The sequence below is a fragment of the Intrasporangium sp. genome, from assembly GCF_036566125.1.
In the GTDB taxonomy this organism is placed as follows: Bacteria; Actinomycetota; Actinomycetes; order Actinomycetales; family Dermatophilaceae; genus Intrasporangium.
This window is the reverse complement of the sequence record NZ_DATCWX010000218.1, coordinates 1-20,787: the sequence shown is the minus strand read 5'-3', so window position 1 is coordinate 20,787 and position 20,787 is coordinate 1. Positions and strand designations below refer to the sequence as shown.

At 70.5% G+C, this 20,787-nt stretch carries 23 protein-coding genes; 16 read left to right on the top strand and 7 right to left on the bottom strand.

Translation table 11 applies throughout. The features are described 5' to 3' along the window. The 3 genes from VIR15_RS13415 to VIR15_RS13405 all read left to right on the top strand — a co-directional run. Nucleotides 1-568, top strand: a 568-nt coding sequence (locus VIR15_RS13415; RefSeq protein ID WP_331928440.1) for a zinc-binding dehydrogenase, incomplete at its 5' end; no start/stop codon positions are given. A gap of 300 nt (nucleotides 569-868) precedes the next feature. After that, nucleotides 869-1,399 (top strand): mycothiol transferase, encoded by a 531-nt coding sequence (locus VIR15_RS13410; RefSeq protein ID WP_331928438.1) that lies wholly within the window; start codon nucleotides 869-871, stop codon nucleotides 1,397-1,399. Between the two features lie 62 nt (nucleotides 1,400-1,461). Next, nucleotides 1,462-2,202 carry a CPBP family intramembrane glutamic endopeptidase gene (locus VIR15_RS13405; protein WP_331928436.1) on the top strand — a complete coding sequence of 247 codons (741 nt, stop codon included), beginning with the start codon at nucleotides 1,462-1,464 and terminating at the stop codon, nucleotides 2,200-2,202. A gap of 20 nt (nucleotides 2,203-2,222) precedes the next feature. Here the strand turns inward: VIR15_RS13405 and VIR15_RS13400 are convergent, their stop codons facing one another. Next, nucleotides 2,223-3,491, bottom strand: coding sequence for a hypothetical protein (locus VIR15_RS13400; protein WP_331928434.1), 1,269 nt, complete (start codon nucleotides 3,489-3,491; stop codon nucleotides 2,223-2,225). A 34-nt stretch (nucleotides 3,492-3,525) separates the two neighbouring features. Here VIR15_RS13400 and VIR15_RS13395 point away from each other — a divergent pair, with 34 nt between their 5' ends. Continuing rightward, a complete protein-coding gene (locus VIR15_RS13395; RefSeq protein ID WP_331928432.1) occupies nucleotides 3,526-4,818 on the top strand; it encodes an ABC transporter substrate-binding protein in 1,293 nt (430 codons plus the stop codon). A gap of 22 nt (nucleotides 4,819-4,840) precedes the next feature. Here VIR15_RS13395 and VIR15_RS13390 read toward each other — a convergent pair whose 3' ends face one another. After that, entirely contained in the window at nucleotides 4,841-5,983 is a 1,143-nt protein-coding gene (locus tag VIR15_RS13390; RefSeq protein ID WP_331928430.1) for a carbohydrate kinase family protein, read from the bottom strand. Between the two features lie 82 nt (nucleotides 5,984-6,065). On the opposite strand from VIR15_RS13390, the gene VIR15_RS13385 reads away from it, so the two are divergent. The 3 genes from VIR15_RS13385 (at nucleotide 6,066) to VIR15_RS13375 (ending at nucleotide 9,362) form a co-directional block, all read left to right on the top strand. After that, nucleotides 6,066-7,424 (top strand): 6-phospho-beta-glucosidase, encoded by a 1,359-nt coding sequence (locus VIR15_RS13385; protein WP_331928428.1) that lies wholly within the window; start codon nucleotides 6,066-6,068, stop codon nucleotides 7,422-7,424. 76 nt (nucleotides 7,425-7,500) lie between these two features. Next, nucleotides 7,501-8,103: a TetR/AcrR family transcriptional regulator gene (locus VIR15_RS13380; RefSeq protein WP_331928426.1), complete on the top strand. Its 603-nt coding sequence runs from the start codon at nucleotides 7,501-7,503 to the stop codon at nucleotides 8,101-8,103. Nucleotides 8,104-8,123: 20 nt separating this feature from the next. Beyond that, nucleotides 8,124-9,362: a glycosyltransferase gene (locus VIR15_RS13375; protein ID WP_331928424.1), complete on the top strand. Its 1,239-nt coding sequence runs from the start codon at nucleotides 8,124-8,126 to the stop codon at nucleotides 9,360-9,362. Nucleotides 9,363-9,456: 94 nt separating this feature from the next. Here the strand turns inward: VIR15_RS13375 and VIR15_RS13370 are convergent, their stop codons facing one another. Then, nucleotides 9,457-9,876 carry a hypothetical protein gene (locus VIR15_RS13370; RefSeq protein WP_331928422.1) on the bottom strand — a complete coding sequence of 140 codons (420 nt, stop codon included), beginning with the start codon at nucleotides 9,874-9,876 and terminating at the stop codon, nucleotides 9,457-9,459. A gap of 104 nt (nucleotides 9,877-9,980) precedes the next feature. Between VIR15_RS13370 and VIR15_RS13365 the strand changes: the two genes are divergently transcribed. From VIR15_RS13365 to VIR15_RS13340, 6 genes are all read left to right on the top strand, one after another. After that, entirely contained in the window at nucleotides 9,981-10,451 is a 471-nt protein-coding gene (locus VIR15_RS13365) for a PaaI family thioesterase (protein WP_331928420.1), read from the top strand. A 146-nt stretch (nucleotides 10,452-10,597) separates the two neighbouring features. Next, complete coding sequence (locus VIR15_RS13360; RefSeq protein ID WP_331928418.1) at nucleotides 10,598-11,470, top strand: lytic transglycosylase domain-containing protein; 873 nt, start codon at nucleotides 10,598-10,600, stop codon at nucleotides 11,468-11,470. Nucleotides 11,471-11,582: 112 nt separating this feature from the next. Next, on the top strand, nucleotides 11,583-13,322 hold the full coding sequence (locus tag VIR15_RS13355) for a nitrite/sulfite reductase (protein ID WP_331928416.1): 1,740 nt from the start codon (nucleotides 11,583-11,585) through the stop codon (nucleotides 13,320-13,322). Next, complete coding sequence (locus VIR15_RS13350) at nucleotides 13,319-14,068, top strand: phosphoadenylyl-sulfate reductase (RefSeq protein ID WP_331928414.1); 750 nt, start codon at nucleotides 13,319-13,321, stop codon at nucleotides 14,066-14,068. The genes VIR15_RS13355 and VIR15_RS13350 overlap by 4 nt, the downstream gene beginning before the upstream one ends. Nucleotides 14,069-14,099: 31 nt before the next feature. Then, the gene (gene cobA, locus VIR15_RS13345) at nucleotides 14,100-15,320 is read left to right on the top strand and encodes a uroporphyrinogen-III C-methyltransferase (protein ID WP_331928412.1); all 1,221 of its coding nucleotides are present in this window, start codon (nucleotides 14,100-14,102) and stop codon (nucleotides 15,318-15,320) included. A gap of 275 nt (nucleotides 15,321-15,595) precedes the next feature. Next, nucleotides 15,596-15,955: a DUF488 domain-containing protein gene (locus VIR15_RS13340; protein WP_331928410.1), complete on the top strand. Its 360-nt coding sequence runs from the start codon at nucleotides 15,596-15,598 to the stop codon at nucleotides 15,953-15,955. A 51-nt stretch (nucleotides 15,956-16,006) separates the two neighbouring features. On the opposite strand, the gene VIR15_RS13335 is transcribed toward VIR15_RS13340, so the two are convergent. From VIR15_RS13335 to VIR15_RS13325, 3 genes are read right to left on the bottom strand one after another with little or no spacing between them, the layout of a single operon-like run. Continuing rightward, complete coding sequence (locus VIR15_RS13335; RefSeq protein WP_331928408.1) at nucleotides 16,007-16,969, bottom strand: phosphotransferase enzyme family protein; 963 nt, start codon at nucleotides 16,967-16,969, stop codon at nucleotides 16,007-16,009. A 57-nt stretch (nucleotides 16,970-17,026) separates the two neighbouring features. Continuing rightward, the gene (locus tag VIR15_RS13330) at nucleotides 17,027-17,680 is read right to left on the bottom strand and encodes a vWA domain-containing protein (protein ID WP_331928406.1); all 654 of its coding nucleotides are present in this window, start codon (nucleotides 17,678-17,680) and stop codon (nucleotides 17,027-17,029) included. 42 nt (nucleotides 17,681-17,722) lie between these two features. Then, nucleotides 17,723-18,127, bottom strand: coding sequence for a hypothetical protein (locus tag VIR15_RS13325; protein ID WP_331928404.1), 405 nt, complete (start codon nucleotides 18,125-18,127; stop codon nucleotides 17,723-17,725). A 2-nt stretch (nucleotides 18,128-18,129) separates the two neighbouring features. On the opposite strand from VIR15_RS13325, the gene VIR15_RS13320 reads away from it, so the two are divergent. Next, the gene (locus VIR15_RS13320; RefSeq protein ID WP_331928402.1) at nucleotides 18,130-18,585 is read left to right on the top strand and encodes a DUF805 domain-containing protein; all 456 of its coding nucleotides are present in this window, start codon (nucleotides 18,130-18,132) and stop codon (nucleotides 18,583-18,585) included. Nucleotides 18,586-18,633: 48 nt separating this feature from the next. Here VIR15_RS13320 and VIR15_RS13315 read toward each other — a convergent pair whose 3' ends face one another. Then, nucleotides 18,634-19,077 (bottom strand): SRPBCC family protein, encoded by a 444-nt coding sequence (locus VIR15_RS13315; RefSeq protein ID WP_331928400.1) that lies wholly within the window; start codon nucleotides 19,075-19,077, stop codon nucleotides 18,634-18,636. A 200-nt stretch (nucleotides 19,078-19,277) separates the two neighbouring features. Between VIR15_RS13315 and VIR15_RS13310 the strand changes: the two genes are divergently transcribed. Then, nucleotides 19,278-19,646 carry a YciI family protein gene (locus VIR15_RS13310; RefSeq protein WP_331928398.1) on the top strand — a complete coding sequence of 123 codons (369 nt, stop codon included), beginning with the start codon at nucleotides 19,278-19,280 and terminating at the stop codon, nucleotides 19,644-19,646. Between the two features lie 55 nt (nucleotides 19,647-19,701). Next, a partial coding sequence (locus VIR15_RS13305) for an ATP-grasp domain-containing protein (protein ID WP_331928396.1) occupies nucleotides 19,702-20,787 on the top strand: 1,086 nt, incomplete at its 3' end.

Below are 20,787 nucleotides of genomic sequence, written 5' to 3'. Positions count from 1 at the left end.
GGTCGAGGCGGCGTGCATCCCCGTGGCGATCGGCACCGCGTGGGACGCCCTCGATGAGCTCGACCTGCACGCCGGAGACACGCTGCTCGTCCTCGGCGCCGGTGGTGGGGTCGGAAGTCACGCTGTCCAGCTCGGCCGCCTGCGCGGCCTAAGCGTCATCGGTGTGGCCAGTCCTGGCAAACGACAGCTGGTCCTCGACCTGGGAGTGGTCCACGTCGCGGCGGGACCGGGCTGGACGGAGCGGGTCCGCGCCGTTGCCCCCGAGGGCGTCCACGGGCTGATCGACACCGTCGGCGGAGAGACCCTGCGCCAGTCGTCCCTCGTGCTGCGGCCAGCCGGGGCGGTCCGCAGCACTGCCTCGCCGGCCTTGGCGGCCGAGCTCGGCGGCTCTGGCGTGACCCGTCGCCGCACTGCGGACACCTTTGCCGAGGTGGCAGCGCTCGTCGCAGCCGGGGCGCTGGCTCCGGTCATTGGCGCCACCTTCGGCTTCGCGGACAGCGCCGACGCGGTTGCTCTCGTCGAGACCGGTCACGCCACTGGCCGGACTGTCGTCACGAACGACCGATGAACGGCCGATGAAGGGCATCTCTACAGTCGACCGGGGGACGGGCCGCGCTGGGACTGAGCGCCCGCGTGGGTCCGAGCTCAGCGGCATACGGCGTAATTCCACTCATCTCGCCCCATGCCTCCGACAGTCCCGCCGGGGCTCGGAAGTCGGTGGGGTTCCGGCCGAAAACACGTCGACAACCGCACCGCGGCCCGATTGTCGGAGGCGCACGCGCGTCACATGGCCCGCCACTCCCTCGATGTTGCGCATCGACGCGACCGGGGGGTCGCCCGGCGCAGTCATCAGCGCCATGCTGGGCCCATGACAGACGCTGATGCCAAGATCGCCATCGAGCTGCTCGTCGACGGCTTCGGCCGGATCCACGAGGGCGTCCCTCCGGTCGTCGCCGGCCTGGGCACCGAAGAGCTGGTCTGGCGGCCGGACCGCGATGCGAATCACATCGCCTGGCTGGTCTGGCACCTCGCGCGCCAGCAGGACGAGCAGATGGCCCAGATCGGCGATGCGACCTCTGCGTGGCGGTCAGGCGGCTGGTCCCGGCGCTTCAACCTGCCCTACTCGCCCAACGCCAACGGCTACGGAATGACGTCCGACGAGGTCGGCGCCTTCACCGTCTCCGACTCGGCCCTCCTGCTCGACTACCACGAGGCCGTCCACGAGCTGACGGTCGGCGTCCTGCGTGGGCTCGGCGCCGCGGAGCTGACGACGGTGATCGACCCCAACTGGGACCCGCCCGTCACGGTGGCGGTCCGCATCGTCTCTGTCCTGGACGACGCGGCCAAGCACCTCGGGCAGGCCGAGTACGTGCGGGGTCTGCTGGAGCGCCGGCGCTGATCTGAGGTCGCGGACAGCGCTCGATTGGGTAATTCACAGGTATGCGTGCGACCCTCGACGCGATGACCGCCACAGCCGCCCCCGCCCATATCGCCACGTCACGGCGCCGTCCGGGGCTCTGGGCGACGGTCGCGGTGGTCCTCGTGCTGGTCGGCCTCAACGTCGCCAACCACGTGTATGGCTGGGGCTCGATCTGGCTCGGACCGATCGGCGCCGCGGGATTGCTCGCCTTCGCCCGCTTCTCCGGCCTCAGCTGGCGCCAGCTCGGCCTGAGCCGCCGCACCCACGCGTCCGGCCTGCGTTGGGGTGCCGCGATCATCGGCGTCGTCGCACTCGTCTACCTCATCGGGGTGCTGCTCCCCTCGACCCGCACCGCCTTTCTCGACGCGCGCTATCACCTGCCTCCGGCCAGCGCCCTGCTGACCGCCTTCGTCATCATCCCGGTGGGCACGATCCTGCTGGAGGAGGTTGCCTTCCGCTCCGTGCTCTGGGGCTTCCTGTCCCGGCACGCCCGCGTCTGGCAGGTCGCCCTCGGCTCCTCGCTGCTCTTCGGGCTCTGGCACCTCCTGCCCGCCAATGCCGCGGTGGCCGCGAACCCGGCGCTCGGCGCGATGATGGTCGGCCTCGGCGCCTGGCAGCACGTGGCGAGCGTCGCCGGCACGGTCCTGTTCACGGCCTTCGGCGGCCTCGTGGCCGGCGAGCTTCGCCGGCGTAGCGGCAGCCTGCTCGCGAGTGTTGGCATGCACTGGGCGACCAACGCCCTCGGTGTCCTCTTCGGCGTCGTGGCCTGGCGTCTCGTCTAACCCGCTCTGACCGGCGCGGCTCAGACCGGTCGGATGCCCTGCGAGCGCAGCAGCGCTCGAGCCCGACCGAAAGCCCGGTCGTCCGAGAAGGCCTGCCAGTCGTTCCACAGGTCGAGCTCGTCGACAGTCCGACGGAAACGTGCGATCGCACCCCTGCCCCTGATCGCGACCGAGAGGATGCCGCCGAGCCGGTCTGGCGCCGTCGCTGCGAAGGCGGCCATGTCCGCGTAGGCGGCCGACGCGTCGTGGTCGACGTAGATCCAGAGGTTGTCGTCCTCGTCCTGGGAGTGGTCGGCGGTCAGATCCTCCATCCCGTGGTGCAGGAACGCGTGCACGACCTCACCCGTATCGAGGTGCAGGTAGCCGCCGGGGTCCTCACCACCGTTTGCCATGACCTCGGCCAGCTCCTCGATGTCCACGCTCAAGGTGCGGCCGCGCCGCTCGGAGCCGCTGAGCAGAGCGCCGATCTCCTCCGCCAGCACGTCGTCGCCCTCCCAGCCGCGGTGACCGAGTAGAGTCTCGATCTCGCGCAGGGCGCCCACGAGCGGCGCTTGGTCGGCTGCTCCGGCGGATCGGTAGGCCCGCATGAGCGCATCGCCGACCTGCTGGAGGGCCGCACCGAGGTCCCGTCCCTCGACGGCGGACAGCAGCGTTGCGACGTCGTCCGCGCGCGAGGCCTCCCGCACGGCCGCGAGGTCGAGCGGCCTCGCCGTGCCGCGATGCCGCCTCGCGGGTGGGCGAGGCGTGGCGACGTCCTGGTCCTCGGCGGTCTGCCGACCGAACTGGTCCGGGATCGTCCCCCACCCGAGGATCGGCACCGGGATCGGTGCCCGGCTGACGGTCTCCCGTCTGCCGACGAGCTCCTCGACGACGCACTCGTGGACCCACTTCTCGTCGTCATCGAAGAGATACTCGAAACGCGTCCCCCTGGACATTGATCCGTGCACGATCCGTTCGGGAGGCAGGTCTCCCCTGCCCGAGCCGCGCCGCTCGTGTCGCCCGTGCCAGCCGGCGCGGAACGAGCGCCGCCGGGTCACGTCCCAGCGTCCGAACGCAAGATCGACACCAAGACCGAAGTCAGCGAAGGTGGCCGTGGGTGGCACGAGCATGACCCGGCCCGGGGACGGCCGGAGGGTGTCTCCACGCCCGGAGACCAGGTCGACCCGAATCTTCAGCCATCGTTGTGCCACTCGCCCAACTCTGCCAGCAAAGCCGAGGGCCAGCACGTTCGAGCCGAGCTGCACTCGTTTGCCCCCAGTCCGAGCGGCGCTGTCCGTACGATCGCTCATGGTGCGCCACGGCGCGGGCAGGCAGGAGGTACCCATGAACGACGCAGCTGCGGGACCTTCCGCGCCCCGGATCGGTCGGCGCGCCATCCTTGGCCTGGGCGCCGCCGCCGCCGGAGCCCTCGCGGCATGCACGGCTGCCGACTCGGGACCGGTGGGCGCGAGCGGGACAACGCAGCGCAAGCCGGTGATCGACCAGTGGTACCACGCCTACTCGGAGGCCGGCGCTCGTGAAGCGGTCGACCGCTACGCCGCCGCCTACTCCAGGGCAACCGTCAAGGTGGCGTGGAAGGCGGGCGACTACGACGCCACCACTCCAGCCGCGCTGCGCTCGGGCGCGGGTCCCGACGTCTTCGAGTACGCCAACGGACCGACGATCGACATGATCCGCGACGGGCTCGTCGTCGACCTCACTGAGACGGTCGGAGCGGCCCGAAGGGAGTTCCAGGAGAGCATCCTCGGCCGGATGTCCCAGGACGGCCGGATCTGGGCGATCCCCCAGGTCGTCGACACCCAGGTGCTCGTCTACCGCAGGTCCCTGCTCGACGACGCGGGGGTTGCTCCGCCCCGGACGATGGACGAGCTGATCGAGACCGCCCGCGCGCTCACCAGCAAGGACGTCAAGGGCATCTATCTCGGCAACCGCGGCGGGGCCACACATCTCGGCGGACCGACCCTGTGGTCGGCCGGGCTCGACTACCTGACCGACGACAACAAGGTCGGATTCGACGATCCTCGTGCGGCCGAGGCGCTCGGCAAGTACGCGGAGCTGCACGAGTCCGGGGCGGTCCTCCCGCAGGCGCCCAAGGACTGGTTCGAGCCGGCCGCGCTCATCGACGGGCTGACGGCCATGCAGTTCACCGGTCTCTGGACCTTCCCGCAGCTCACCGAGGGGCTCGGGGACGACGTCGGAGTGTTGCCGTGGCCGGCTCTGGACGACATGGGCAACCCGTCCGTGCCGCTCGGGGCGTACGGCGCCTGCGTCAGCGCGCAGGCGAAGGACGTCGAGAGCGCGAAGGACTTCGTGCGCTGGCTCTGGGTCGAGCAGGGGGACCTCCAGCTCGACTTCGCCACGGCCTACGGCCTGCACATTCCCTCGCGGACGAGCCTCATCGACCGGGCCGACGGCCTCAAGTCGGGCCCGGCTGCGGAGGCCACGGCCGTCGCCCTCGACTACGGGATGCCGCAGAGCAAGCTGCTCTGGACGAGGACGTGCGTCGGTGCCTTCGAGGCGATGATGGACGCCGTCATCGGCGGGGCCGACCCGGCGTCAGAGATCAAGCAGCTCCGAACCGTCGTCGACGCGGAGCTGAAGCGCGTCCTCGCCTGACCATCGCTGACCGCCGAGCTGGTCAGTGGAGGTCCTGCACGTCCGCCCGGCGCGCGATCGTCGCCGTGGCCCGCCGGCACGCGGTGACGGGGACCCGCGGCACGATGTCGTCGAGGAAGCCGTATCGGCGCCGGAGCGACCGGTGGTAGGCGTCCTCGGACGTCTCCGAGCGCAGCGCGGTCCACCAGTCTGCGATGTCGCCCCAGCCGGGCGCTGCCAGCGAACCGCCGTACTGCTGCAGCGACAGCGACGCAGCCAGGCTCGCGAAGGACATCCGGTGCTCGAGTGGCCATTCCGCGAGCGTGCCGACCAGCATGGCGGCCGCGAAGACGTCACCAGCCCCCGTCGCGTCGACCTCCCGGACCCGCAGTGACGGCACCCGAGCCTCCTCACCGGTCCTCGTGTCAATCCCGACCGCACCGTCGACGCCATTCGTCACGACGGCGATCGAGACGCGGTCGGCAAGCGCGAAGAGGGCGTCGTGCGCAGAGCTCGTGCCCGTGTAGGCCATCGCCTCGACGGCATTGGGCAGGAACGCGTCACAGTGCGAGAGCCGGTCGAGCACCGCGCGATCCCAGCGCTCCTCGGGGTCCCAGCCGACGTCGGCGAAGACGAGCGCTCCTCGGCGCCGCGCAGCGTCGACCCAGCTCTCGCCCGACCGATCGCCGGAGCCGCAGGGTTCCCACGGACCCGGCTCGGCGAGATCGACCATCACCGCGCGGGACCGGGGCGGGTCGCCGATGAGGTCAACGGACGGCACGGGTGACGGGTGGCCGTGCGAGACCATGGTCCGATCGCCCCCGAAGGTCATCGACACCGTGACCGGGCTGTGCCACTCGGGGAACTGCCGACTTCGGCTGAGGTCGATCCCCTCCTGCTCCTCCAGGGTGCGCCAGCAGAAGTCGCCATAGTCGTCGTCGCTGAACGCAGCGGCCAGCGAGGTGCGCAGGCCGAGCCGTCGGGCGGCGACGGCGAGGTTGGCGATGCCGCCCGGGCACGACGCCAGCCCCTCGGACCACACCTCCGTGCCCGGCTTCGGGGCGCTCGACAGCCCGGCGAAGACCAGGTCGAGGAAGACGGTCCCCCAGAGGAAGACGTCGACCTTCGGCGCGTCGGGCACCCGACGCGCACCGAGCGGGTCGAACGAGTGCGGCATCCCCTTCATGATGGCGCATGGCGGAGACGGTGGCCCGTGGTTTAACGGCCGGTCGCCGCCTGCTTGGTACCGTCGCAGGCGTGGTGTCGTCATGAAGCTCACCATCCTCGGAGCAGGGGGTTTCCGGGTTCCCCTGGTGTATGCCGCTGTGCTTGGTCAACGGACCGCGCGCGGTATTCGTGAGGTGGCCCTCCACGACACCGACGACACCCGGCTACGCGCGATCGGGCACGTGCTCGCGGAGCAAGCCCAGCGGCATACGGCCGCATCTGAAGGCCCGCCACCTGCGAAGGTCACGGCCACGACGTCACTCGACGACGCACTCGAGGGCGCCGACTTCGTCTTCTCGGCGATCCGGGTCGGTGGGCTCGAAGGGCGGGTCGTCGACGAGCGCCTCGCCCTCGACCTCGGGCTGCTGGGCCAGGAGACCACGGGCCCGGGCGGGGTCGGCTACGGGCTGCGGACCGTGCCGGTGGCGCTCGCGATTGCGGAGCGAGTGGGCCTGCTCGCACCCGACGCGTGGGTCATCAACTTCACCAACCCGGCGGGCCTCGTCACCCAGGCGATGCAGAGCGTCCTCGGGGACCGCGTCGTCGGCATCTGCGACTCCCCCCTCGGGCTCGCCAAGCGGGCGGCCGGGGCGCTCGGGCTGCGGCTCCCCGAGGTCGTCATCGACTACGCCGGCACGAACCACCTCGGCTGGCTGCACGGCCTCAGCGCCGACGGTCGGGACGTGCTGCCGGAGCTGCTCGCGGACCGAGAGCGGTTGGAGTCATTCGAGGAGGGCCGCCTCTTCGGGGCCGACTGGCTGCAAGCGATCGGGGCGATCCCCAACGAGTACCTCTGGTACTACGACTTCACGCGGGACTCGATCGCGCAGATCAGCGAGGCCGGGCAGACGCGCGCTGAGTATCTCCTCGCGCAGCAGGCGGACTTCTATGAGGCGGTGCGCAGGTCGCCCGGTCGGGCGTGGGAGATCTGGGACGGGGTGCGCCGCGAGCGCAACGCCACCTACATGGCCGAGACCCGCGCGGACGAGGGCCAGCAGCGGACGGCCGAGGACGTGGAGGGCGGCGGCTATGAGGGCGTGGCGCTCGCGCTCATGGCGGCGATCGCGTTCGATGACCCGGCGACGCTCATCCTCAACGTCCGGAACCGCGGCACCGTGCCGGGGCTCCCTGATGACGCGGTCGTCGAGGTGCCCTGTCTCGTCACCGGGGCCGGGCCGGCGACGCTGCCGGTGAGCCCCTTGCGGGGGCGCGAGCTCGGCCTGGTCCAGCAGGTCAAGGCCGTCGACGAGCTCGTCATCCGCGCCTGCCGCGAGCGGTCGGCCACCGTGGCGATCCAGGCGCTCGCGTCGCACCCGCTCGTCGACTCGGTGACCGTCGCGCGGCAGCTGTGGAGCGGCTACCGGGAGCGACTCGCCCCGTTCTACGCCGGTTTCCGCTGACGGCGCCCCCGGGCAAGGGGACGGACGGCGATTAATCGCTGGTGCCGCCACGGTATTTGACGTTAATGTCATTAACATGAATTCTGAGGCGGCCACCGCCCGCCCCTACGTGATGCGTGACCGGGCGCGGACCACGGCCGAGACCGGCGAGCGGATCCTCGAGGCGACGACCCAGCTGTTCGTCGAGGGGCCCTTCTCCCAGCTCACCCTCGCAGCGGTGGCGACGCGGGCCGGGGTGACCGTGCAGACCGTCATTCGCCGGTTCGGTGACAAGGAGGGCCTCATCGCGGCCGCGGCCCAGCGAGGTCATGCCGCAATCCTCGCCCAGCGGGACCGGGCGCCGATCGGCGACGTGCCCGCCATTGTGGAGACCCTCGTCGACCACTACGAAGCGGCCGGCGACATCGCGCTGCGCCTCCTCGCGGAGGAAGGGAACTCGGCCCAGATCGCCGCGATCACGAGCGAAGGCAAGCGCTACCACCGCGAGTGGTGCGCCCGCGTCTTCGCGCCGGCTCTCGACGGCCTGACCGGCGTTGTCCGACAGCGCAGGCTCGCCCAACTCGTTGCCGTGTGCGACGTCTACACGTGGAAGCTGCTCCGCCGGGAGGCCGGACTCGACCGGCGCGAGGTGGCCATCGCGCTACAGGAGCTGCTCGAACCACTCACCTCCAGCCGCTGACCACAGGGAAGGCACCACCCATGACCACGATCCTCGCCTACACATCGCCCGCCATCGGGCACCTCTTCCCGATGATGCCGCTGCTCCTCGAGCTTCGCGCTCGCGGGCACGACGTCCACGTCCGAACCCTCGGCGCCCACGTCGACGCCGTGCAGGCGGCGGGCCTCTCGGCCGCGCCGATCGATCCGGCGATCGGAGAGATCGTGCACCCGGACTGGGAGGCGAAAAACCCGGTGCAGGGACTCAGGCTCGCCGTTCGCACCTTCAGTGATCGGGCCCGACTCGACGGGCCCGACCTCGACCGCGCCATCGCGGAGGTTCGGCCCGACGTCGTCATCGTCGACACGAACTCCTGGGGCGCCCAGCTCGCGGCGCAGGCCTGGGGCGGCCCATGGGCGACCTTCAGCCCGTACACGCCCCCGATCTCCTCCAAGGGCACCCCGCCGTTCGGCCCCGGCCTGGCGCCGATGGCCGGACCGCTCGGCCGGCTGCGCGACGCGATCGCCCGACCCGTCGTCATCGGTGCGGCGGAGCGCATCCTCCGGCCCATGGTCAACCCGCTGCGAGCCGAGCGCGGGCTCTCGCCGATCCGCACGGGGGACGAGTTCTACCGCCAGGCACCACTCGTCCTCGTCACGACCTCGGAGCCGTTCGAGTACCCGCACCCGGACTGGGGCGACCAGATCCGCATGATCGGGGCGCTCTCCTGGGAGCCGCCGACCGAGACGCCGCCCTGGCTCGACGAGATCGAGGGTCCGCTGGTCCTCGTCACGACGTCGTCGGAGTACCAGGCGGACGAGGCGCTCGTGCGGGCCGCCGTGGAGGGTCTGGCCGGCGAGCCCTACACCGTCGTCGCGACGATGCCGGCAGGGGTGAGTGACGTCGGTCCGCTGCCGCCGAACGTCCGGGTCGTCGACTTCGTGCCGCACGGCCAGGTCCTCGACCGGGCGATCGCCGCGGTGACCCATGGTGGGATGGGCGCGACGCAGAAGGCGCTCTCCCGTGGCGTGCCGGTCTGCGTGGTGCCGTTCGGCCGCGACCAGCTCGAGGTCGCCGCCCGGGTCGTCCACGCCGGCGCGGGGACTCGGCTCGCGTCGAAGAAGCTCAGCCCGATCGCACTGCGCAACAAGGTCCGCGAGGCCATCACGTCCAAGGCAGGTGCTGATCGCGTGGCCGCGGGCTACCGCGCCGCCGGAGGAGTGGCCGCCGGCGCGAGCGCCGTCGAGGAGTTGCGCGACCGCGCGTCCGCCAAGGCGTGATACCGCCATCAGGCCGTATGCCGCTGAGCTTGGCCCGTGCCCCAGCCCGGCTGGGTGGTCGGCTGGGCTGGGAGTGAGCTCAGCGGCATACCGCTCAAACGGCGACGAGGAGGCCGACCCCGAGCGTGGCGAGGCTGAGCGCGAGGAGGACGGCGCCGGCGAAGACGAGCGCGATGAGGCGATTGGGCCGTTCGCGTCCCGCGCCCATGGACGAGAAGAAGAACCCGCCCGGCATGAGCAGCGCCGCTACCGCGACGCCAGCCCTGGCCAGCCACTCCCAGGCGCCGGTCAGGTCCGTCTGGTCGACGAAGACCAGGCAGACGAGGGCGAGAACGAGGAGGACGCCGGCGTGGGCGTGGCCGGCGCGGGCGAACTTCTCCTGGAAGGGTGTCGTGCCGGCCCGCCCCGTGACGACGCGGACGAGGTAGAGACCGCCGGTCTCCACGGTCACGAGCGACAGGAAGAGGATCCCGGCGAGCACTCGCGAGCTGTCCGAGAGCAAGGCCTGGTCCATGTCGTCCTCCAGTTGGATAGCGGTACTCACCAATAGTGGATAGCGACGCTATCCAATGTCAACTGCCTTTCGGCGCGCCCTGCCGCGGCCGATAGCGTGGCCGCATGCCGGACCGCACCAACGAGATCAGCATCCAGGACCGCCTCTTTCCCGACATGACCTGCTTCGGGTGCGGGCCGGCCAACCCGAGAGGTCTGAGGCTCAAGAGCTATGCCCGCGACGAGGCGGTGACCGCCCAGTTCGAGCCATGGCCGGAGCACGACAACGGCCTCGGCTTCCTCAACGGCGGGATCATCTCCACGGTGCTCGACTGCCACAGCGCGGCGGCCGTGCTCCACGAGGCGGACCAGCGCGGCTGGGGCCAGCTGCCGGGCGCGCAGCTGCCCTACGTGACGGCGGGACTCGACGTGCGGTACCTGCGGCCCGCTCCGCTACGCGAGCCCGTCGAGCTGCGCGCGGTGCTGCGGTCCGCTGACGAGGCGGAGATGACGGTGGGCGTCGAGCTCCGGTGGGACGGGAAGGTCCGGGCCTCTGCTGACACCCTGTGGAAGCGGTGGCGCCCGCGCACCCCTTGACCACGCACCCCCGCCGCCCTCCCGATCGAGTGAACAGCTTTTGGGGGTTCGTGGAAGCGCGGCAGCATGATCCCCAGCGCCCTCGGCTCAGGAGACGTATGGTCGTTGGTGTGCGGAGCGGGCCGGCCCGGAGGTGGCGAACGCCCTTGGCCATCGGGGGCGTTCTCGTCATGCTCGGTGGCGTCGTGGGTGTGCCGACCAGGTCCGCGGCCGAGGGCACGCCGACGCCCTCGCCCGGTGCCACCGTCCAGGACACGTCATCGGCGGGTCCCGCAGGTCCCGCAGGTCCCGCGGGTCCCGCGGGTCCCGCCCTGGGAGCGAGTGCCGGCGAGTCACTGCTTCGGCTCTACGACGTGGTCAAGGTGACGGCCGGCTACATCGCGGCCACCCAGCTCCAGCCCGGTGGAGGGTCGGTCGCCCCGGGCGGCGACTCTGGCTGGAAGCCGCGCGCCCCCATCAAGGCCCCTCCCGTCTCGCCGGTCCCTCCGGCGGTACCGGCCCGTGATCCGACGAAGTACGACATCCTCGGCGACGCCTACCGCAAGGCGTCGGACTCGCTCAGCGACCGGTGCCACCTGCCGTTCGCCCTGCTCATGGCCATCGGTGAGGTCGAGTCGAGCTCGCTGCGGGGCCGGAAGCTCGACGCGGGGCACGACGTGGTCCCGCCGGTCCTGGGCCCGCAGCTGTCGGGCGGAGGGTTTGCAGCGATCGGGGACAGTGACGGTGGTCGCCTCGACGGTGACTCGGCTTGGGATCGCGCGGTCGGTCCGATGCAGTTCATCCCCGGCACCTGGCGGCTGTGGGGGGCTGACGGGAACGGCGACGGAGTCGCTGATCCGCAGAACGTCGAGGACGCCACGCTCGCCGCCGGGCGCTACCTGTGCGCGGGAGGGAGGGACCTGTCCCGTCGGGAGGACCTCGAAGCGGCGATCCTCTCCTACAACCACTCGCGCAGGTACCTTGCCACCGTGCTCGACCTCTACGACTCCGTCATGAGCGGCCTCGTCGCCGGACCCTGACTGGTTCCCGTCCTGCCGAGCGGCCGGTGCTGATTCCCACCCCGGAGATGGGATTGGCCCGGATCATGGACGGCCATAGGGATAGATAAGCGGCGGTTATACATTTCATTACATGACCGTCACTGAGACTCGTGCCGCGGCTCCCACCCGTCCGGCCACCCGGCCCCCGCGTGCAGACCGCTCCAACGGTCAGTGGAAGGTCGACGGGCCGACCCCACTGAACGCGAACGAGGAGTGGAAGCAGGAGGAGGGCGGTCTGGCCGTTCGCGAGCGCATCGAGACGATCTATGCCAAGCAGGGCTTCGACTCGATTCCCGCCCAGGACCTGACCGGCCGCTTCCGGTGGTGGGGCCTCTACACCCAGCGCAAGCCCGGCATCGATGGCGGCCGCACCGCCCAGCTGAGTGACGACGAGCTGAGCGACCGGTACTTCATGCTGCGGGTCCGGACGGACGGCCAGGCACTCTCACCGGAGGCCCTGCGGGTGCTCGGCGGGATCTCCACGGAGTTCGCCCGTGGGAGCGCCGACATCAGCGACCGGCAGAACATCCAGTACCACTGGATCGAGATCGAGGACATGCCGGAGATCTGGCGGCGGCTCGAGTCGGTCGGCCTGGAGACGACGACCGCCTGCGGCGACACGCCCCGCGGCTTCCTCGGCAGCCCCGTCGCCGGTATCGCGGCCGACGAGATCATCGACCCGACGCCTGTCATCCTGGAGATCAAGCGCCGCTGGATCGGCGACCCGGAGCTGGCCAACCTGCCCCGCAAGTTCAAGACGGCGATCACCGGGCATCCGAGTCTCGATGTCGTCCACGAGATCAACGACGTCTCCCTCGTCGGGGTCGTCCACCCGGAGCTCGGCCCTGGGTACGACCTCTGGGTCGGTGGCGGGCTCTCCACCGCCCCGCGCCTCGCCGAGCGGATCGGCGTCTTCGTCTGCGAGGAGGAGGCCGCAGAGGTCTGGCACGCCGTCATCGAGATCTTCCGGGACTACGGCTTCCGCCGACTGCGCAACAAGGCGCGCCTGAAGTTCCTCCTCGCCGAGTGGGGTGTCGAGAAGTTCCGGCACGTCCTCGAGACCGAGTACCTCGGTCACGCGTTGCCTGACGGCCCCGCTCCGGCGCCGGCGACCGGACCGGGCGACCACGTCGGCATCCACCTGCAGAAGGACGGCCGCTACTACGTCGGCGCGGCACCCACCGTGGGCCGCGTCGGTGGTCCCGTCCTCAGGGGGCTGGCCGACCTCATCGAGGAGGTCGGCGCCGGGCGCGTGCGGCTGACCGCGCACCAGAAGCTCGTCGTCCTCGACGTGCCCGAGTCCGGCCTGGACCGACTCGTGGAGGGCCTCGAGGAGCTCGGCCTCACGGCACGGCCGAGCCCGTTCCGCCGCACGACGATGGCGTGCACCGGCATCGAGTTCTGCAAGCTGGCCATCGTCGACACAAAGGACACCGCAGCGTCGGCGATCACCGAGCTGGAGCGGCGCCTCGCCGATGTCGTCGCGGACGGCTCGCTCGACACCCCCATCCAGCTCAACCTCAACGGGTGCCCCAACTCGTGTGCCCGGATCCAGACGGCGGACATCGGGCTCAAGGGCCAGATCGTCACCGTCGACGGGCCCGACGGGCCGGTCCAGCAGCCGGGCTTCCAGGTCCACCTCGGCGGCGGGCTCGCGACGGTCGACCGGGACGAGGCCGGGCTGGGGCGGACCGTGCGTGGGCTCAAGGTCACGGCCGCGCAGCTGCCGGACTACGTGGAGCGGGTCGTGCGCACGTTCCTGGCACAGCGCTCGGACGGCGAGACCTTCGCCGCGTGGGCGCTGCGCGCTGAGGACGGTGACCTCCTGTGAGCGCGGTATCGCTCGAGACGCCGGTCGTGCCGCGGCGCCGCCGGTCGGACGAGGAGCTCAAGGCTCTCGTGGACGACTTCAACGCGACCTTGGCAGCGGATCCACGTCGCGAGCCGACGGCCGACGAGGTCGCCGCTTGGGCCGCCTTCCACTTCTCGGGGACGATGGCGGTGGCGTGCTCAATGGCGGATGCCGTCCTCCCGCACGTGGTGTCGCGGTTCGCGCCGGGTGTCGACGTCCTCTTCCTGGACACGGGATATCACTTCTCGGACACCCTGGTGACGCGCGACATCGTTGCCGAGGACCTGCCCATCAACCTCGTCAACGTCATGCCCGAGCAGACCGTGGCCGAGCAGGACGCGCAGTACGGACCGCGCCTCTACGAGCGCGACCCCGCTCTCTGCTGCCAGCTTCGCAAGGTGGCGCCGCTCGCTCGGACGCTGCCGCTCTACGAGGCGTGGGTGACCGGCGTGCGCCGGGACGAGGCCCTGACCCGAGCCGAGACCCCGCTCGTCGCGTGGGACGAGAAGAACGGCCTGGTCAAGATCAACCCGCTGGCCGCCTGGACCTTCGATGACCTGCAGGGCTATGCCGTCGACAACAACGTCGAGGTGAACTCACTGCTCTCGGACGGTTTCCTGTCCATCGGCTGCGAGCCGTGCACGCGCCGGGTCGAGCCCGGCGAGGACCCGCGCGCCGGACGATGGGCCGGCTTCACCAAGACCGAGTGCGGCCTGCACACCTGACCGCCTTCGCCCTCCCCACCGTGGAGCAGCCATGAAGTCCGCACTGCCTCTCGTGCTCAACCTGTCCGGCCGGCTCGTCGTCGCCATCGGCGGCGGCCCGGTGTCCGCCCGGCGCGTCCGTGCGCTCGCCGATGAGGGCGCCGTCGTGCGCGTCATCTCCCCGTGGGTCTGTGAGGACCTCATGGAGCTCGTCCTCGCGGGCAGGGTGGAGTGGCAGGCCCGCGAGTACGCCGGCGCCGCAGACCTGTCCGGAGCCTGGCTCGTCCACACCGCGGCGGGGGATGCCGTCGTGGATCGTCAGGTGGCGCGCGACGCCGAGGACCAGCGGACCTGGTGCGTCAATGCAACCGATGCAGCCGCCACGGCTGCCAGCATCCCGGCCCGCGCGGACGTGACCACCCCCGATGGCCGGGTCACCATCAGCACGTATGCCGCTGGGGACCCTGGTCTCGCGACCTCCCTTCGCGACGGGGTGGCGGACGCGGTCGCGCGGGGTGAGCTCGACCTGCGGCGGACCCGGAAGCGTGGCTCGGCGGGCTGGGTCGCCCTCGTCGGGGGTGGGCCCGGCATCGACGGCCTGCTCACCACGCGCGGCAACGAGCTGCTGCGCTCGGCAGACGTCGTCGTCGTGGACCGGTTGGCTCCCCGCGCAGTCGTCGACCGCCTGCCCGACTCCGTCCGCGTCATCGACGTGGGCAAGACGCCCGGCCACCATGCCGTGCCGCAGTGGCGGATCAACGAGATCCTCGTCGAGGAGGCGTCCCGCGGACTCGGGGTCGTCCGTCTCAAGGGCGGTGACCCCTACGTGCTCGGCCGCGGCGGCGAGGAGCGGCAAGCCTGCGAGGCGGCCGGTCTGTCGGTCGAGGTCGTGCCCGGGGTGACGAGCGCGGTGTCGGTCCCCGCCGCAGCGGGGATCCCTGTGACCCATCGTGGGGTCGCCCGCGGTTTCACCGTGGTCACGGGTCACGAGGCGATCCCGGGTCTGCCCACGGGGACGGACCACACGCTCGTCCTGTTGATGGGCGTGACGCAGCTGCCCCAGACGGTGAAGCTGCTGGTCGCCCAGGGCCGCCCGGCCGACTGCCCGGTCGCCATCGTCGAGCGGGGGTTCTCGCCAACGCAACGCACCACTGTCGGGACGCTGGCGACCATCGTCGAGCTGGCGCTGGCTCGCGCGGTCGAGTCACCGGCCGTCATCGTCGTTGGCGACGTGGTCCGCCTGAGCCCCGACTGGCCGACGCACGCCGACTGAGTCGTCTCGTCGAGTGTGCACTTCGCGCCGGGCTCGCATGGTCGAGTGTGCGGTAGACGCCCGCGGCGCGAACTGCACAGTCGACGCAAGAGTCGGCCCGGCGGCATACGGCAGGGGCCGAATGACGGGACCAGACGCTTCTGTCCGGCCGGGTGCCCGCACGCGACGGGAAACCTGTCCCGTCACTTGTCCCACCCTTCAGTCGAATGTGCACTTCCCGCCGGGCTCGCATGATCGAGTGGGCAGTTCGCGCCGGTCGAGGCTATGGTCGAGGCGTGGCGGTGCGCGTGGGACGCGTCTACGACGAGCCTGATCCAGACGACGGGTTGCGGGTGCTCGTGGACCGGCTGTGGCCGCGCGGCATGCGCAAGGATGAGGCACGGATCGACCTGTGGGCCAAGGACGTTGCCCCCTCGACGGAACTCCGGCGCTGGTACGGCCACGATCCGGCGAAGTCCGCAGAGTTTGCGAAGCGCTACCGCAAGGAGCTCGAGTCCGACCCGGCGGCAGGCGCTCTCGAAGACCTCGTCGCCAAGGCAAGGGACCACGACGTCATGCTCCTCACGGCCACCAAGGACCTCGAGCTGAGCCAGGCTCACGTGCTGGGCGACCTCATCGCCGACTCCATCGCCTGACCCAGCCCCGACCAATCAATCGAGTGAACAAGATTCGGGCACAGAAGCTGTTCACTCGATTGCGGCGAGGATGCGGTCGATTCGTGCGAGGGTGACGGGATCCTCGGGGACCTCCCGGAACCACGCTTCAAGCCGGTCGCGCTCGGCTGGGTCACTCTCCCCGATCCACCGGGCGCACGCGTACGAAGCGATGTGCGCCTGTTGGGCAACGAGCATGCTGAAGTGGCCCCGCCGGCTGACTCGCCCGGGGCCGCCCGCCTCAACGTAAGCGGCGTGCAGCTTCCGGGCTCGTTCGGGATCGTCGTCCCCGAACTCGAACAACACCATGGCGAGCTCCTGCGACGGATCGGCGGGCCCCAGGTTCTCGAAGTCAATGACGCAGACCCGCCCGTCAGCACTCGCCAGGACGTTGTCGGCCCACAGGTCACGGTGGCACACCCGCGGACTCTCGTGCGGCTCGATGATCGACTCGACGGCAATGAGGTCGGGCAGCAACGCCTCCAGCGCATCGGCGAACGGCGCGTCGGCCTCGACGAGTCGGCGGTGTGTGTCACGCCACGCCTGCGTGCCCATCCCGGTGCTGAACCAGTTGCTGATCCGCTCGGACGTGGGCGCGCCGGCGTGATGGAGCCGCGCGACCGTCCGGCCCACTTCGGGCGGGTCGAGCCGCCTGCTGCGCTGGGCGAGGTCGACCCACTCGAGCACGCGGACCGACGTGCCCTCGACCTCGGCGATGACCGTCCCCCAGACCGACAATCGCGACCGGGGCGTGAAGACGCCGGCCGCGAGGGCCGCCTCCGAGAACTCCATGTTCCCCTCGACCGACGCACCGTCGGGGGACGCGAACCACTCCTTGACCGCCCAGGAGGTGCCGTCCACGTCGAGGCGCCAGATCTGGCCGAGTTGCCCGCGCGCGACGGGGCCGGTCAGCCGTCCCCCGGCCCCGAGGCCGAAGGAGGCAGCGACCACTGGGCCATCCGCCTCGGACAGCATCCGTGGCGCCGCAGCGGTCATGCGCCCACGCTACCTCCGCGCCCTCTTTCGTCGTGTGTGCCGAACGTGCGCGCGGCCCTAATCGCGGGATGCGGAGCGCTGCTCGTCGTCGAAGGCGATGAGTTTCGCAGCTTGCTCGGGCGTTGCGCCGGCCGCCATGGCCGCCCGGGTTCGTCCAATGTTGCGAGACGTCGCCGCCATGACGGCCGCAACCTTGCCGCGGCTGTAGGTCATCGAGTTCGCCGCTGCCACACCGATGCTGGAGCCGACCTCGATGGCGTCCTGATCGGCGCCCAAGTAGAGGAACTGCCACCCGTAGGTCTTCGTCTGCTGCTCGATAAGCGCCTTGACCGCCGGGTGGGTCCACTCGCGAGAGGCATTCTCGTGACCATCGGTCATGATGCCGACGATGACGATGCCTGGACGCTCGTCCTCGGGCAGCGCTGCCAGACGCTCCCCGGTCGACGTCACGAGTCGCCCGATCGAGTCGAGCAGGGCAGTCGAACCGCGCGGAACGAGACGGAGCGCGGGGACCTCGGCGAGCGGGAGGTCCCGATAGACCTCCTCGTACTCGTTGTCGAACTGCGCCAGGGTAACCCGGCACTCGCCCGGCTCTTTGCGCTGCTCGGCGATGAAGGCGTTGAAGCCGCCCTCGGTGTCGTCCTTGATCGACTGCATCGAGCCGCTGCGGTCGAGCAGGAAGGCGATGTGCGTGAGGTTCGAGTTGGTCATGGTCCCTCCTTGGGTGGGCGAGCCTCGCTGTGGTGCAGGGGCTCAGGTGTTGCGACGGGCCCGGAAGCGCATCGGTCGTGGTGTCGCGTCGGGCTCGGCCAGTCGGTGGCGGCCCTCCTCGAGGTCGTATCGGGCGCGTTCGACGCCGGATGCGGTGACGCGGCCGCCGTCCGGTGCCGCATACGCCGAGAGCGAGGTCGTCCGGGCGAGGCGTGGTCCGACGGCGTTCTCGGAGAGCCCGGCGAGCACTCCGGCGGTCCTGATCGTGCTGCCCTCGTCGAGGACGGTAGCCGCCATCGCCTCGTCGATCGCCCGGGTGAGGTGGTCCTGCGCCTCCCGGAGGTGCGGCAGGGCGGCGCTCGGCTGGTCGGGGTCGACGTGTCGGAGCGCCTCCTCGGCCGCCGCGACGGCCAAGCCAACTGGGTTCGGCGACTTCTTCAGAGCCATGAATGAAGTCTACCGCAGTAAGTGCGGCGCCACAACAGAAACGGCACCGCAGTTGCCTAGAGTGGTACCTGAAGGTACTGAGGAACTACGTCGGCTTCAGCGGTCGCGCCCGACGCACCGAGTTCTGGATGTTCACCCTGTTCAACATGGTCGCCAGCATCATCACGCAGCTCATCGACCGGATCTTTGGCTGGGAGGACTGGTCTGCCTATGCCGGCCCAGTCACGACGCTGTACTTCCTGGCAGTCTTCCTGCCGAGCCTCGCGGTGGCGGTCCGTCGTCTGCACGACACGAACCGGTCCGGCTGGTGGATCCTCCTCGGCCTGGTTCCGCTCGTCGGGTTCATCGTGTTGATCGTCTTCTACGCGCAGGCGGGCAACAGCGGCGCCAACAAGTACGGAGCGGACCCCAAGGACTCCGAGAGCTACACGGGCGCCGGCGCGCCCGCCCCGGCCTGAACGAGGCGAACCGACTGAGGCGTCCGACCCTTCGCGGGGTCGGGCGCCTCAGTCGTGTGCCAACAGTCTGCGCAAGGCCATGCCGTATGCCGCTCGGCTCACTCTCGCCGTCATCCATCCGAGTGCACGGGGTACGCCCCAGACGGTGATCTCCTGGTTCCACTTGACGCGCGAGCCACCCGGCTGCGGGGTGATCCGAAGCTCGATGGAGCCGCGGATGACCTTGCCGTGCTTCCGGATCCGGGCAAGTCCTGCCGAGCCGCCCGACGGTCGGACCAGCTCCTCGACCACCATGGGGTCGTCGAAGCCGAGCGGTCCCAGCCCGGTCCTGGCCACGAAGGCCGACCCGGAGCCCAGCTCAGCCGCGGGCACCTTGCCGCTCGTGATTCGCGTGAATGGGATCAGTAGGTCATGCAACCGCAGGTCGAGCACGCGGTCCCAGGCGTCGCCAGGAGAGCGCCGCGTGTCGATCTGCACCTCGAAGTGCGCCATGTCCGGACCCTACGACGGCCCGCAGGCTGGACCCAGCCACCTGAGCTGACCCAGCCACCCGCAAGAGGGAGGCGGGGCGCGGAGCGAGCTCAGCGGCATACGCCAGCATGTCGTAAAACGAAGTGTCGAAAGCGGGAGGTGGCGTTCGACGGGACCGTGACAGGGTGGGACTGGCCCAGCCCGTCACGAAGGAGACCGACATGCGATACCTCATGATTCACAAGCTGGACGAGAGCCTTCCCGAGGCCTGGAACCCGAGCCAGGAGTTCATCGAGAAGATGGGCGCCTTCATGGAGGAGTGCCAGGCGTCCGGCGTCCTGCTCGCCGCCGAGGGTGTTCACCAGAGCAGCGAGGGCGCCATCATCCGCAAGGACGCCAAGGGTCTCTCGGTCACCGACGGCCCGTTCACCGAGGCCCGCGAGGTCATCGGCGGCTTCGCCCTCGTCAACGTGGCCGACAAGGCCGAGGCGATCGAGATGGGACGGCGCTTCGCGGACCTCTTCCCCGAGGTCAGCGTCGAGGTCCGCCGTGTCTTCGAGGAGGAGGACTTCGGCGAGCAGCCACAATGACGCCAGGCTCCGGCAATCCGTGACGTCCACCCCATCGGCCCCTAGGGTCGGTGGGGTGAACATCATCTTCGTCGAGCCGGCCTTCCCCGCGAACCAGCGCCGTTTCGTCCATGCGCTCGCGTCGGTCGGTGCGAACGTCTACGGCGTCGGCGAGTCCGATGAGGCCCATCTTGGGGACGACCTCCTCGGGGCCCTCCGTGGCTACTACCGCGTCGGCTCGGTGACCAACGTCCAGCAGCTGATCGACGCCGTCCGCTTCTTCCAGGACAAGGTGTGGATCGACGCGCTCGAGGCGACGGTCGAGGCCCACACGATGCCGGCCGCCCAGGCGCGCGAGGCGACGAACATCCCCGGCACGAGCGTCCGGACCACCTGGCTGTGCCGGGACAAGCCGTCGATGAAGGACGCGCTCCGGGCCGCCGGCGTGCCCACCGCCGAGTCAGCCGCGATCGACTCCTCGACTGAGGCGAAGGAGTTCGCGGACCGCGTCGGCTACCCGCTCATCGTCAAGCCCCGCGCGGGCGCCGGCGCCTCGGGCACGGTGCGCGTCGACAGCGACGACGACCTCGCGGGCGCACTGCAGCGCTTCGGTGAGGAGGGCGCGACCTCGCTCGCGATCGAAGAGTTCGTCGAGGGGCACGAGGGCTTCTACGACACGATCACGCTCGACGGCCGGATCGCGCACGACTGGGTGACCCACTACTACCCCAACGTCCTCGAGGCGATGCGGCACCGCTGGATCTCGCCGCAGTTCATCACGACCAACCGGGTCGAGGGCAATTCCTTCTATCAGGAGGTCCGCGAGCTCGGTCGCCGCGTCATCGATGCCCTCGGCATCGAGACGTCGGCGACGCACATGGAGTGGTTCTACGGGCCCAAGGGCCTCCGGTTCTCCGAGATTGCCTGCCGCCCGCCTGGGGTCGGCGCGTGGGACGTCTACTCGGCGGCCAACGACGTCGACGTCTACCGCGAGTGGGCGCACATCATCACCCACCGCCGCGCGGAGCAACCCATGAAGCGGTCGTATGCCGCTGGGCTCGTCGCGCTGCGACCTGACCGTGACGGGGTGGTGACGGGTTACGACGGCATCGACGAGATCCAGCATCGCCTGGGCGACTGGATCATCGACGGGCACTTCCCT

Coding starts and splice junctions, on each gene's coding strand:
- VIR15_RS13410 (WP_331928438.1), top strand. CDS start 869: ATGACAGACGCTGATGCCAAGATCGCCATCGAGCTGCTCGTCGACGGC.
- VIR15_RS13405 (WP_331928436.1), top strand. CDS start 1,462: ATGACCGCCACAGCCGCCCCCGCCCATATCGCCACGTCACGGCGCCGT.
- VIR15_RS13400 (WP_331928434.1), bottom strand. CDS start 3,491: ATGAGCGATCGTACGGACAGCGCCGCTCGGACTGGGGGCAAACGAGTG.
- VIR15_RS13395 (WP_331928432.1), top strand. CDS start 3,526: ATGAACGACGCAGCTGCGGGACCTTCCGCGCCCCGGATCGGTCGGCGC.
- VIR15_RS13390 (WP_331928430.1), bottom strand. CDS start 5,983: ATGAAGGGGATGCCGCACTCGTTCGACCCGCTCGGTGCGCGTCGGGTG.
- VIR15_RS13385 (WP_331928428.1), top strand. CDS start 6,066: ATGAAGCTCACCATCCTCGGAGCAGGGGGTTTCCGGGTTCCCCTGGTG.
- VIR15_RS13380 (WP_331928426.1), top strand. CDS start 7,501: ATGAATTCTGAGGCGGCCACCGCCCGCCCCTACGTGATGCGTGACCGG.
- VIR15_RS13375 (WP_331928424.1), top strand. CDS start 8,124: ATGACCACGATCCTCGCCTACACATCGCCCGCCATCGGGCACCTCTTC.
- VIR15_RS13370 (WP_331928422.1), bottom strand. CDS start 9,876: ATGGACCAGGCCTTGCTCTCGGACAGCTCGCGAGTGCTCGCCGGGATC.
- VIR15_RS13365 (WP_331928420.1), top strand. CDS start 9,981: ATGCCGGACCGCACCAACGAGATCAGCATCCAGGACCGCCTCTTTCCC.
- VIR15_RS13355 (WP_331928416.1), top strand. CDS start 11,583: ATGACCGTCACTGAGACTCGTGCCGCGGCTCCCACCCGTCCGGCCACC.
- cobA (WP_331928412.1), top strand. CDS start 14,100: ATGAAGTCCGCACTGCCTCTCGTGCTCAACCTGTCCGGCCGGCTCGTC.
- VIR15_RS13335 (WP_331928408.1), bottom strand. CDS start 16,969: ATGACCGCTGCGGCGCCACGGATGCTGTCCGAGGCGGATGGCCCAGTG.
- VIR15_RS13330 (WP_331928406.1), bottom strand. CDS start 17,680: ATGACCAACTCGAACCTCACGCACATCGCCTTCCTGCTCGACCGCAGC.
- VIR15_RS13325 (WP_331928404.1), bottom strand. CDS start 18,127: ATGGCTCTGAAGAAGTCGCCGAACCCAGTTGGCTTGGCCGTCGCGGCG.
- VIR15_RS13320 (WP_331928402.1), top strand. CDS start 18,130: ATGAAGTCTACCGCAGTAAGTGCGGCGCCACAACAGAAACGGCACCGC.
- VIR15_RS13315 (WP_331928400.1), bottom strand. CDS start 19,077: ATGGCGCACTTCGAGGTGCAGATCGACACGCGGCGCTCTCCTGGCGAC.
- VIR15_RS13310 (WP_331928398.1), top strand. CDS start 19,278: ATGCGATACCTCATGATTCACAAGCTGGACGAGAGCCTTCCCGAGGCC.